The sequence below is a fragment of the Pedobacter sp. MR2016-24 genome (genome assembly GCF_026239655.1).
Classification (GTDB): Bacteria; Bacteroidota; Bacteroidia; order Sphingobacteriales; family Sphingobacteriaceae; genus Pedobacter.
Genome location: NZ_JAPIVO010000008.1, coordinates 1 through 12,662, shown reverse-complemented (window position 1 = coordinate 12,662; position 12,662 = coordinate 1). Strand labels below are relative to the sequence as shown.

Below are 12,662 nucleotides of genomic sequence, written 5' to 3'. Positions count from 1 at the left end.
AAAATGGAAGAGAAAAAATTCAACACAAGTTCAGGAATTGAGATCAAACCAGTCTACACTGAAGCTGTAGCCACAAATGAACTGCCCGGAACATTCCCTTTTACAAGGGGAATTCAAAAAGATATGTACAGGGGCAGATTGTGGACCATGCGGCAATATGCAGGCTTCAGCACCGCTGAAGAATCCAATCAGCGCTACCATTATCTGTTGAAACAAGGCACAATGGGACTATCAGTGGCGTTCGATTTGCCTACGCAGATTGGATATGACTCCGACCATGAAATGTCTGATGGCGAAGTAGGGAAGGTGGGCGTAGCGATTGATTCCCTGAAAGACATGGAGACTTTATTTGAAGGGATTGAACTGGAAAAGATCACGACTTCCATGACCATTAATGCGACGGCTTCGGTTTTACTGGCCATGTACATTGCCCTGGCGAAAAAGCAGGGCGCAGATATCTCTAAAATATCGGGCACTATTCAGAATGATATCCTGAAAGAATATGCAGCAAGAGGCACCTACATTTATCCCCCTAAAGCATCCATGCGGCTCATCACTGATATCTTCGAATACTGTAGTAAGGAAGTACCCAAATGGAATACCATATCCATCTCCGGCTACCATATTCGTGAAGCCGGATCCACTGCGGTCCAGGAACTGGCCTTCACCCTCGCCAATGGGAAAGCGTATTTAAATGCTGCATTGGAAAAAGGATTAGATATCAACATATTTGCAAAGCGCCTGTCCTTCTTTTTCAACTGCCATAATAATTTCTTCGAAGAGATTGCTAAATTCCGTGCAGCACGGCGAATGTGGGCTAAAATCACGAAAGAACTTGGCGCTACTGATGAGAAAGCACAGATGTTACGTTTTCATACCCAAACGGGCGGTTCTACGCTCACTGCGCAGCAACCGATGAACAATATTGTAAGGGTGACCAACCAGGCGATGGCAGCTGTACTGGGAGGGACACAGTCCTTGCATACCAACGGCTTTGATGAAGCATTATCTCTGCCTACAGAAGCTGCCGCAAAGATCGCTCTGCGCACACAGCAGGTAATTGCTTTTGAAAGTGGTGTAACTGAAACCGCAGATCCGCTCGCAGGATCTTATTTTGTGGAGGCTCTGACAAATGAAATTGAAGTTGCCGCTCAGTTGTATATTGACAAGATTGATATCATGGGGGGTGCTGTCAGTGCAATTGAAAATGGCTATATGCAAAACGAGATTGCCGCTTCAGCTTATGCTTACCAGGTAGCTGTGGAAGAAGGCAGCCAGGTCATTGTGGGTGTGAATAAATTTACCCAGGAAAAAGAGGGAATTACTGACACTTTACAGATAGATGAATCGATCAGGACCATACAATCTGATAAAATAAAATGTTTAAAAACAGAGCGTGATAATGAAGCAGTAAATGCTGCACTCTTGAGGCTGACTGAGGCGGCTAAAACGAATGAAAATCTGATGCCTTATATTTTGACAGCAGTAGAGGCTTATGCGACTTTAGGAGAAATTGCAGATGTGTTAAGAAATGTTTTCGGGGAGTATTAACGGAGACTATTAAAAGAATGTTAAAAAATAGTTATCCACACAAAAAATTCAGGTTAACTAGGGTATGGCTCTGCGGATTAGGTACTTACTAAATAAATGAAATATTAGTTTTTTTTGTTGATAATTTTTTCAATCTTCGATAGTCGGGTAGCACATATTTTATATGCCTTTCCCATACTCAAAAACCAACAATTATTATAAATATGATGGAAAAAACTTGTACTGAAGTATGGAATAACTGTCTCCAGATAATTAAGGATAACATTCCGGGCCAAAGTTTCAAAACATGGTTCGAACCGATTTCTGCCCTTAAATTAGATGGTAAAGTTTTGACGATACAAGTACCAAGTTTATTCTTCTATGAATGGCTGGAAGAGCACTATGTAGGGCTTCTCAGAAAGACTGTAAAAAGGCAGCTTGGAGATGAAGGCAGGCTGGAATACAATATCATTGTAGATAAGTCGTCTAATACCGGTTCTCCATACACTACAAACATGCCATCAAATGGTAATGGGGCAGAAGCAAAACTGCAATCTATGCCGATACCTGTTTCTATAAATAAGGATATCAAAAATCCATTTATTATACCAGGCTTAAAAAAGCTAAATGTAGATCCCCAGCTCAATTCCAATTATACTTTTGATAATTATATTGAAGGTGATTGTAACCGTCTCGCACGTTCTGCCGGTTATGCCGTCGCGGCGAAACCGGGAGGTACCTCATTTAATCCACTGATGATTTATGGGACAGTAGGCTTGGGTAAAACCCACCTTGCACAGGCCATAGGGAATGAGATCAAAAGAACTACTCCTGATAAGCTGGTCATTTATGTTTCCTGCGAAAAGTTCTGCCAGCAGTTTGTAGACTCGCTAAAAAACAATACGATAAATGATTTTGTGAATTTCTACCAGGCAATGGATGTCATCATTATGGACGATGTACATAATTTTGCCGGCAAAGAGAAAACACAGGATATCTTTTTCCATATCTTCAACCACCTGCATCAGTCGGGCAAACAGATCATCCTGACTTCTGACAAACCGCCAAAAGATTTAGCCGGACTGGAAGAAAGATTGCTGAGCAGATTTAAATGGGGACTTTCTGCAGATTTGCAGATTCCTGATCTGGAGACCAGAATTGCTATCCTGCGCAAAAAAATGTACGCTGATGGAATCGAACTTCCTGAGGAAGTAGTGGAATATGTAGCTAACAATATTGATAATAATGTGCGCGAACTGGAAGGTGCAATGGTTTCACTACTTGCCCAGTCCACGCTCAACAAAAAAGATATTGACATTTCACTGGCCAAACAGATGCTGAAGAATTTCATTAAAAATACAACTAAAGAGATCTCACTGGAATTCATACAAAAACTGGTATGCGAATATTTTGAAGTCCCTGTAGAGATGGTGAAATCGCCCACACGTAAACGTGAAATTGTGCAGGCCAGACAAATCTCTATGTACCTGTCTAAAAGCCATACCAAATCCTCTTTGAAAACTATCGGTGCATTCTTTGGCGGTAGAGACCATTCTACGGTGATTTATGCCTGCCAAACGGTGGAGGACCTGATTGAGACTGACAAAAAATTCAAGACTTATGTACAGGATATCCAGAAAAAGCTGAAGATGTCTTAACGCGTTTTAAAACGCGTTGATTTTCATCAACCCATAAAACAGGGCAGAGACATGCAAAGCCTGGTCTATCTTATTTGTCACCAAAAATTCTTTTACTTCATCTATTGTATATTCTTCTACATTCAGAATCTCATGTTCATCAAGATGTTGCTCATGTGTTCTTACTCCTCCCTTTAATAGATAAGTGAAAGTTCGGTTATTTGAGGTCGCAGGATTAGGATATAGCGTAGCAACGAGTTCACAGCTTTCAAACGTATAACCTGTTTCTTCCTGAAGTTCTCTTTTAACGCCATGAACAGGATCTTCTCCCGGCTCTATCACGCCACCCGGTACTTCCAGTGAAATAATATCTGCTGCATGACGGTACTGACGTACCATAATTATTTTATTGTCTTTTGTCAGTGCTACGGCATTTGCCCAGTCGGGGTACTCCAGCACATAATAATCATCTTTTACCGTACCATTTTGTAATTTACAAGTATCTACGCGCAACGTTGCCCACTTCTCCTTTACCAGATACCTGGAAGAGAGCTTTTGCCATTTTAGAATCTCCATTAAGAATTACTGTTAATATATTGTTTTACTGTTTTCTGCCGGCCCAGGTTGATCATATTGATTACATGGTGTCTCATCTCCAGCAGGTCATAGATCAGCTGAAGTTTCAGGGCAACAGATAAACTGCTGGCCGAAGTTTCAGCCACATTAAATTTTAAGTATAAAAACTGAGAAAACATATCCAGCTTTTCAGCCGGAAAGTTTTTCTCAGTTAAAAAAAGATTAAAGTCGTCCGTATCGGATGCGAGCAGGTCGGTATAAAGTATGCCGAAGTCGTTTTCCAGAATTTCATCCAGACCATGATCTGCTTCTTCAAGTTTGCCTTGTTCCTTCAGACCGAGTATACGGGCCAGCGCCTGGCTGAGCTTTTGTATTTCTGCTGTTATTAAATCACGTTTATACATAATTACCAGCTTCCACTACTACCACCGCCACCAAAACTACCACCGCCGAATCCACCGAATCCTCCGCCGCCACTGCTGCCGCCACCCCAGCCACTACTGCCGGAACCTCTGTTGCCACCTAATAAAGCGCCAAATAAAAGTGCTTCACCAACGCCTCTGCTACCAAAGATCTGACCGCCGCCTCTTCCACCGCCACCACCTTTTCTGATGATGAGGATAATAACGATAATAATAATAATCAGGATAAAACCACCACCAATACCTCCGCCACCACCTTTGGATGATTTCCTGGGGGCATCGTTTTTATATTCCCCTTTGGTATATTTAATAATTGCTGTGGTACCAGCTTCCAGTCCGCCGTAATAATCGCCCGTCTTAAAATAAGGTTTGAATTCTTCATCTATCACTCTTTTGGTCAGGATATCCGGGAATGCCCCTTCTACACCATATCCGGTTTGGATAGACACTTTACGGTCACCAAGTGCTACAACGATCATCACTCCATTATTCTTCGTTTTACCACCAACGCCCCAGGCACGGCCTAATCCTAAAGTATAATCATTGATGTCGTAATCTCCTACGGTCTTCACTATCGCAATAGCGATCTGTGTAGACGTAGAATCGTCGAAAGCCACCAGTTTACTTTCCAGCTGTGCTAGCTGATCTGTAGAAAGCGTACCCGTGTAGTCGTTGACCAATGTTGCAGGTTTTGCAGGATAATCCTGAGCAAAACCAGTAGTATAAACTATTGTCAGTAATAAAGCTAAGATAATTCTCTTCATAGCTTTTTGTTGGATTGGTCCATAAAAATAATGTCGTTAGGCAATTCGTTGATATCTCCGGACTGGTATGGGAAATGCAGTGCCAGTTTTTCACCTGCGGTGGTGATCCCGGCAACAAGACCGTTTACTATATTTCCACCTGCAAAATGCGCTTTCATTGCTATTTGTGTAGTTTCCCAGAAATCTGGTTCAACCCGTTTATTGATACCTTTGTCGCCGATAATTGCAAATTTGTGGTCCACATAAGCCAGATAGATGAGCACTCCGTTTCGCAGTGCAGTTTTATCCATACCCAGTTTAGTAAAGTAGGTAGTGGCTCTGTCCAGTGCCTCACCCGGGCAGTGTTTTTCCACCGCGATCCTTATTTCGCCCGATGTCAGCTTTTCTGCCTCAGCAATTGCGCTGGTGATCAGGTCTTGTTCTTGTTCAGTAAGAAATGGCATATATATTTGATTAAACAGACAAGGGTAATACATGTCTTAAATCAAAACGTGTATTACCCTTAAAAGTTATTTTGGTCACTAAAATGCTACTTTTGGTGCATTTTCAGCACCGGCATCAGATTTGAAACCAGTCTTGGTTTTAAAACCGAACATACCTGCAGTCAGGTTATTTGGGAATGAACGTACTTTTGTATTGTATACCTGTATGGCATCGTTAAAATCTTTACGTGCTACAGCAATCCTGTTTTCAGTACCTTCCAGTTGTACAGAAAGGTCTCTGAACTGTTCAGTCGCTTTCAATTCAGGATAGTTTTCAGTTAATACCATCAGTTTGCCTAATGCCTGACTCACCTGACCTTGTGCTGCCTGGAATTTCTCTAATTTCTCAGGAGAAAGATCATCCGCATCAACCTTAACCTGAGTAGCTTTAGCACGCGCTTCCACTACAGCTGTTAATGTACTTTGTTCAAATTTAGCTGCGCCTTTAACGGTGCTCACCAGATTAGGGATCAGATCAGAACGGCGCTGATACTGTGTTTCTACCTGATTCCATTTAGATTTTACATCTTCATCCATCTTTACCATGGTATTGTAACCGCAGCTGCTCAAGGTGCTGGTCAGAAATAAAGCAGCAACAAACCCTAATATTATTCTTTTCATTTTTTTACGTTTTTGTTTAACTCGTGTTAATATACAGATTACGACTCAATTTCCGTACCTATGTTACAAAACGGGGCGAAAAGCTGACAACATTTAATAAAAACGCGCCTTAACGTAGGATTATAACAACAAAACAGTCTTAATGACAGTACAGTAAATATTTAGGGGTGAAGCTTTATCCCAATTTTCCACTTCAGGAATATGTTAACTGATTTAGGAACTAATGAATAAATAAATACCTTTGCAGCAATTCAGGATAAAAACCTGACTATTTACATGCAAAAAGATATCGAAATTACCATCGCACCCGGCGATCTGGCAAATGAGCAGGAAATCAACAATAAACTTTCCTCTGCCCTAAAAATAGCCCCGTCAAATATTACTGGTTATAAAATATTCAAGAGGTCAATTGATGCCCGCTCCAGAAATGTGATTTACAGGCTGCAGGTTAAAGTTTTTATAGGAGAATCCCTTCCTGAAGAGGCTGAGGTTATACCATATACGAATGTGGCTGATAAAAGAGCGGTTATCATTGTAGGCGCTGGTCCTGCAGGTTTGTTCGCTGCCCTACAGTGTATAGAAAACGGGATGAAGCCAATTGTACTGGAACGTGGTAAAGATGTGAAACAACGCCGGAGAGATCTGGCCATGATCAATAAAGAAGGTATTGTAAATACAGAATCCAACTATTGTTATGGTGAAGGCGGTGCGGGAACCTACTCTGACGGAAAACTGTATACGCGTTCCAATAAACGTGGCGATATCAATAAGGTATTGCAGATCTTTGTACAGCATGGTGCAACTGATGATATCCTGATTGATGCAAGACCTCATATTGGTACCAATAAATTACCACATATCATCACCGCCATTCGCGAAACTATTTTAAACGCAGGCGGTGAAGTCCGGTTTGACCAGAAAGTAACTGACCTGACTGTCGAATACGGACAAATCAGAGGTGTGGTGATCAATGAAAATGAAACATTAAATGCTGATGCCGTTATTTTAGCAACAGGACATTCGGCAAGAGATATCTATACATTATTAAATGATAAGGGGATTCTTGTAGAAGCAAAGCCTTTTGCGCTGGGTGTAAGAATTGAGCATCCACAGGCAATTATCGATGCTGCACAATACCATTGCGATATCAGAAGTGAATTTTTACCACCTGCCTATTACAGTTTAGTAGAACAGGTAGGCAGCCGAGGTGTGTTTTCATTCTGCATGTGTCCGGGTGGGATTATTGCGCCATGTGCTACCCATAAAAATGAAATTGTAGTCAATGGCTGGTCGCCCTCCAAAAGAAATAATCCTTTTGCTAACTCCGGCACAGTAGTTCAGGTAACGCTGGAAGATGTTCCGGGAACCGATCCGCTGCGGATGATGAAGTTCCAGGCAGAGATAGAGAAAACAGCTTTTGAAATGGGCGGTGGAAATCTGGTTGCTCCCGCACAACGGATGATAGATTTTGTGGAAGGAAAACTTTCAGCTGATCTGCCTAAAAACTCTTATCTGCCGGGTACGAAGAGTGTAATGCTAAAAGATGCTTTACCAGAATTTGTTGCGGACAGCCTGAAAAACGCATTGCCGCTTTTTGGAAAAAAAATGAAAGGTTATTATACCAATGATGCGATTCTGGTTGGGGTAGAGAGCAGGAGTTCTTCTCCTGTTCGGATTCCGCGCGACAAAGAAACATTTCAGCATCCACAAGTTAAGGGATTATATCCCTGCGCCGAGGGGGCTGGTTATGCCGGCGGAATTGTTTCTGCTGCGATAGATGGAGTGAACTGTGCAAATGCGATCCTGAATTTTAAATAAACATTTTATTGTTACTACTGTTAATTCTTTAGAAACAACATCATCATGAAAAACACCCTGATTATTGGCGCAACGCCAAACCCAACAAGATATGCTTATCGTGCTGCACAAATGTTGAAATCCAAAGGACATGAAATTGTTAATGTAGGTATTAAGAATGGTGAAGTGGCAGGAGTGGCTATTGAAAAACCGGGCACGATCCATGAAGATATCCATACGATCACTTTATATATAGGTCCCGATCTCCAATCAGAATATTTCGATTACATCGTAAAGACAAACCCAAAGAGAGTGATTTTCAATCCCGGAACAGAAAATGATAAACTTGAAACTGTGCTGAAGGAAAATGGTATAGAACCAGTTGAAGCATGTACGCTGGTGATGCTTGCCACTGGTCAGTATTAAATTTATAACATATTTCGGTTGAAAAGATAGTAATGATATGCAGTAACTAAAGTCAGCATCATTAAACTGAAAAGTAAAAACTGACTAAAAATTATCGCGGTCATTGCTGTCACAAAAAAGCAGAATATAAACTTCAGGTACCGGTCCATGTCATCTCCCAGGAAGTAAAGTGATAACCTTAAAAGGAGCAAACCGGATACACCAAACATTATTCCTGTAATGACGATATAGGGACTAAAGCCTGATGCAATACTGTATAAGATGAATTCTGGCAATAGCAGCAACACAATAAATACTACCGTGTGTGCCAATCTCTTCCAGCCAGGAAGGGGCAAGCTGTTTACAAATGATAAGTTTACTTTTTCATACCTGAGTACAGTCGCTATTAATGTAGTGTGGGATAATATCGCTGCAAGAATGGCTATCATATAGACCCGCACATCTGGTGTGTCCCCGGCGAATGCCCATATGATGCTTTTGAAAAGGACGAATGATAATAATTTGCAGATCAGCAGCATTATTACCTGTTCTTTTAACAGATAATAAAGTGGCCACGTCCAGTAAGGTTTACTGATACCGGGCAGCTTGATATTAAATGGTATTTTAATAGTGGTAAATTGATAATTAATTCTTTGATAGGTCATCCTTGCCATTAAATAAAATAGACCCGATGGATATAGGCAGAGGGCAAGAATAGTAATATAATGTCCATGCAATATTGCTGTGGTAAACAGCATCAAGGCATAAATCAGTATAGGCAGGCAGATCACCACATATATACCAAACCAGTTCAGTATTTGTGTTTTTCGTGCTGCGGCATTACTGATGTAGATGAATTGATAAATATCCTGACTCAATTTCTGTCTGATGAAAAGAAAACCTTTTAGGGTGTAGACTGTAAAAAGTAGTAGAAATATGCCTAATATGACAGGAGAAGCCGAGATCCCTATTAAAAGGGATAAATGAAAACTGAGCATCTGTCCGGGTTCTACGGCTGCAAAAATCATGTAAAACAGAAAAATAAACAGACCTGCATGCTGTGCATAAAACTCCCTGGCTAAAGTTTTAATATAGATGTTTAACATGCGCTGATTTTCTGCTGATTAATCTCGAAAACACCATCCACCTGTACGGCTGTATGCTCCATCTCCTGATGGGTGGATATCATAAATGTGGCCCCTTCCTTAAGCCGGCGCTGTATACATTGATAAAGAACCTGTGCTGAAGCCGTATCAATAGTGATTAGGGGTTCATCAAGTAAATAAAATTCAGTATTACCGGTAAAGGCACAGATCAGGGATAACTTTTTAAGCATTCCGCTTGAATAGCTATTGATTTTGTTATTCATAAAATCGCCCATTTTAAACTGTTCGATCAATTCATCAGCAGATTTTATTGTTGTTTTTCTCACTTTACAATAGAAATCAAGCAATTCATTTCCTGTGATAAAAGGGGGATACTGCGGTTCTGCTTCGGCGAAACTAAGTAATGATCGGTATAGTGATGGATTTCTGCGCAAAGAAATTCTGTTGATACTTACTTCCCCATCAAAGGGAGTTTGTCCTGCAATTACTTTAAACAGCGTAGTTTTTCCTGTTCCGTTTCCTCCCTTGATCCAGTACAAGCCATCTTTCAGTGCCCATCTCTCAAATGCCAGAACAGTAAAGCTACCGTAACTTTTGATGAGGTTTTCAATTTTTAGTTCAGCCAAATTCTTTTAGTTTTAGATGAAATATCGTAGAAATTGTTACCTAAAACTTTGATATAAATCACTATTTTTATAAAAACGCAATTATCTTGAGAAGTCATTTACCTGTGAAATCAATCGTCTTTTACCTTGTGGTCGGCATTTTATTGCTGCTGGTAGGGGATAGGATAATTGAACTGGTTATCATGAAAAGTAAAGAGCCCGAATTGCAATATGAATTTTTATCCAAAGATATTATCCTTGTAGTCGCTGTAGCCTATATTACTTATTTCTGTGTTCACTTTTACCTGTCGAATATCAAGATGACTTCTATCCATTACCAAAAGCTATTTGCGGGAAGTCCATATGCTATTTATGTAATGGAAAAAAAGACGCTTAAATTTCTTGCAGTTAATGAGGCTATGACCAATCTTTACGGTTATAGCGAAGAAGAGTTTCTTTCCATGACCGCTTTAGCTATCCGGCCTGAAGAAGAACGTGAACGCATTGTTTCATTTTTAAATACCTTTGGTAATACCACCAGCCGATCTGGCAAATGGTTGCATCAGAAGAAGAATGGCGAAAAATTTTATGTGAGTATTACCTTTCATGCTGTTCCGCTATTTAACAAAGAGACGTATATGGTAATGGTCACTGATATCAACCAGGCCATTCTTGATGAAAAAAAGATTAGTGATTTACTGCATTTGTATGAAACGGTGAATAAGGCTACAAATGATGTGATCTGGGATTATGATCTCACTGCTGATGAATTGCATTGGATGCAGGGATATCAGGAAACTTATGGTTATGCAGATAATGGAAATACAAGTAATTTCTGGATGATGCCAAAAGTTTATCATGAAGACAGGCAAAAGACAATCGACTTTTTTAAACAGCTGGTTGCTGACAGGACGAAGAGCTGGTCAATCGAATACCGCTATGTTTCTGTAGATGGTAGTTTAAGGTATATCGAAGACCGGGGTTTTGTTATATTCAATGAGAATGAAATTCCTGTGCGACTGATTGGTGCGATGCAGGACGTTACGCAGCATAAAGAATATGAGCAGCAGTTGCTCAGTCAGAATGAATATCTTAAAGAAATAGCCTGGATTAATTCTCATCAGGTGCGGCGTCCATTATGTAATATTATGGGCTTAGTGGAACTCATTAAAAACCCGGATAATTCCAAAGAAGAGACCTTGCAGTTAATTGAAATGTTATCTGATTCGTCTAAGGAACTAGATGACGCCGTTATTCAAGTAAACAAGCAGGCGGTAGACGGTAAAGTTCAAAATACCCAGAAGGTTAATTTCTCCTAATCATTATGTGTATTGTTACCCCGACCACATTACTGACACATTATACCCACACTACAGTTCTTCTATAATTATTTAATCCTCAAATACAGTAAGCATTTGTTTCTCTATAGGAAAAATGGTATGTTTTCCTGAAATTTTACAAGTCTGTATAAAAAAGGCATACTATATGCGCAGTAAACGCTGATTTATGGCGCAATCCTTCAGTTCTTATTCACTTGTTTCTTCCTTTCTGTGTTATCTTCTTATATCGTAGATTACTGTCGTTTGTAGTGTCTGGTTTGAGTTTTCATATAAGACAGGTTTGGATTCTTGAGGGTGACAACAATTTCAACCCTATAATGCTCCCTATGTTAACCCCTCCCAAAGATGAAGTGGACCCTATAACAATAGCTGGTATCTTGAAGCTGACCTCCTGTCTTCATAGTGATTGTATTGATTGTAGATTTTCTTCAAGAGCTATAGAGTTCTGAGGTGGATCGTATCTGTCTCTGAAATACGTTGGATTTCGGTCAGTAATAGTCTGTCTTTTGGTCGGGATGCAAGCACGTTGAAAGCAAGGTGGAAGCACGGTAAAAGCACGTTTTCCTGAAAAAACGTGCTTTTACCGTGCTTCCGTTATTCTTCGCCGTTGCTTGCGATACGTACTATAGCCGAACAACACCTGGGCAGCTTCCTCTATAAACCATAAGCAGATCCCTACAGCTGTCGAATCTTTAAGGAACCATTGATCTGTCTGTTGTTTAGCTATATAAGCTTCTTATGAACACTTGTCAACCTATATTTAAGAATCACTGGCGTCAGGCCCCTCAACTTTGCCACCTTATTTCTATATCACTGGCTATTTGCAAGTTAACATGAACTGTATTTGGTTTGCTTTCGAAGCCTCGTTCCAGCCCCTTTTAAAGAGGTTTCTATAGGGTTGCTATACCTAAAGGGCTAGCATAGGGCTTTGAACTCCGTCTAAACCAGCTTTTAAATCAGGGACAATATAAAGTTGAAGTAGGTCTAATTAGCTTGAAACCCAGTCCTATTCTAGCATAAGGGTTGATTATGTAGCAGTTTATTCATAAAAAGAGAAGACAAGATCATTGTCATTGTCCCCCGGTAAAAAATTAAGAGGTAGTCGGTTCGAAGATAGTGCGGTGATGGTGCGGTGTAAGTGCGGTGCTACTGCGGTACATCCCAACTAGTTGAATTGAGCGGAGTATCAGCGTAGCGAGACCTTAGGGAGGCCGCACTCACCTGAGGGATGCCCATTATATGCTTATGTATAGATATGACATCACAAATTTAGGGGGTGAACTTCCGTTGAACAGCTAACCTGAGGGCCGTTCGGTTTAAAAGGTGGTGCCGTTTTCTGCACTGGATCGCAGGTTTTTCAGCCCGATTGTGCTGGGT

The 12,662-nt window shown here is 40.6% G+C and carries 12 protein-coding genes; 5 read left to right on the top strand and 7 right to left on the bottom strand.

Annotation, left to right across the window (positions count from 1 at the left end; translation table 11 throughout):
- Positions 1–3: 3 nt before the first annotated feature.
- Both OQX62_RS20885 and dnaA read left to right on the top strand, forming a co-directional pair.
- The gene (locus OQX62_RS20885) at positions 4–1,551 is read left to right on the top strand and encodes an acyl-CoA mutase large subunit family protein (RefSeq protein WP_265833598.1); all 1,548 of its coding nucleotides are present in this window, start codon (positions 4–6) and stop codon (positions 1,549–1,551) included.
- A 206-nt stretch (positions 1,552–1,757) separates the two neighbouring features.
- Positions 1,758–3,188 (top strand): chromosomal replication initiator protein DnaA, encoded by a 1,431-nt coding sequence (gene dnaA, locus OQX62_RS20880; protein WP_265833958.1) that lies wholly within the window; start codon positions 1,758–1,760, stop codon positions 3,186–3,188.
- Positions 3,189–3,194: 6 nt separating this feature from the next.
- On the opposite strand, the gene OQX62_RS20875 is transcribed toward dnaA, so the two are convergent.
- From OQX62_RS20875 to OQX62_RS20855, 5 genes are all read right to left on the bottom strand, one after another.
- The gene (locus OQX62_RS20875; protein WP_265833597.1) at positions 3,195–3,743 is read right to left on the bottom strand and encodes an NUDIX hydrolase; all 549 of its coding nucleotides are present in this window, start codon (positions 3,741–3,743) and stop codon (positions 3,195–3,197) included.
- Positions 3,743–4,147, bottom strand: a complete 405-nt coding sequence (locus OQX62_RS20870; protein WP_265833596.1) for a hypothetical protein — start codon at positions 4,145–4,147, stop codon at positions 3,743–3,745. Before OQX62_RS20870 ends, OQX62_RS20875 begins: the two co-directional genes overlap by 1 nt.
- A gap of 2 nt (positions 4,148–4,149) precedes the next feature.
- Positions 4,150–4,929, bottom strand: coding sequence for a TPM domain-containing protein (locus OQX62_RS20865; protein WP_265833595.1), 780 nt, complete (start codon positions 4,927–4,929; stop codon positions 4,150–4,152).
- Positions 4,926–5,372 carry a TPM domain-containing protein gene (locus OQX62_RS20860; RefSeq protein ID WP_265833594.1) on the bottom strand — a complete coding sequence of 149 codons (447 nt, stop codon included), beginning with the start codon at positions 5,370–5,372 and terminating at the stop codon, positions 4,926–4,928. The genes OQX62_RS20865 and OQX62_RS20860 overlap by 4 nt, the downstream gene beginning before the upstream one ends.
- 78 nt (positions 5,373–5,450) lie before the next feature.
- Positions 5,451–6,032 carry a LemA family protein gene (locus OQX62_RS20855; RefSeq protein WP_265833593.1) on the bottom strand — a complete coding sequence of 194 codons (582 nt, stop codon included), beginning with the start codon at positions 6,030–6,032 and terminating at the stop codon, positions 5,451–5,453.
- 276 nt (positions 6,033–6,308) lie between these two features.
- Here OQX62_RS20855 and OQX62_RS20850 point away from each other — a divergent pair, with 276 nt between their 5' ends.
- On the top strand, positions 6,309–7,850 hold the full coding sequence (locus OQX62_RS20850; protein WP_265833592.1) for an NAD(P)/FAD-dependent oxidoreductase: 1,542 nt from the start codon (positions 6,309–6,311) through the stop codon (positions 7,848–7,850).
- Between the two features lie 45 nt (positions 7,851–7,895).
- Entirely contained in the window at positions 7,896–8,255 is a 360-nt protein-coding gene (locus OQX62_RS20845) for a CoA-binding protein (RefSeq protein ID WP_265833591.1), read from the top strand.
- Between the two features lie 2 nt (positions 8,256–8,257).
- Here OQX62_RS20845 and OQX62_RS20840 read toward each other — a convergent pair whose 3' ends face one another.
- Entirely contained in the window at positions 8,258–9,340 is a 1,083-nt protein-coding gene (locus OQX62_RS20840; protein ID WP_265833590.1) for a hypothetical protein, read from the bottom strand.
- A complete protein-coding gene (locus tag OQX62_RS20835; protein ID WP_265833589.1) occupies positions 9,334–9,966 on the bottom strand; it encodes an ABC transporter ATP-binding protein in 633 nt (210 codons plus the stop codon). The genes OQX62_RS20840 and OQX62_RS20835 overlap by 7 nt, the downstream gene beginning before the upstream one ends.
- Before the next feature lie 86 nt (positions 9,967–10,052).
- Here OQX62_RS20835 and OQX62_RS20830 point away from each other — a divergent pair, with 86 nt between their 5' ends.
- Positions 10,053–11,264 (top strand): PAS domain S-box protein, encoded by a 1,212-nt coding sequence (locus tag OQX62_RS20830; RefSeq protein ID WP_265833588.1) that lies wholly within the window; start codon positions 10,053–10,055, stop codon positions 11,262–11,264.
- The last annotated feature ends 1,398 nt before the right edge of the window (positions 11,265–12,662 follow it).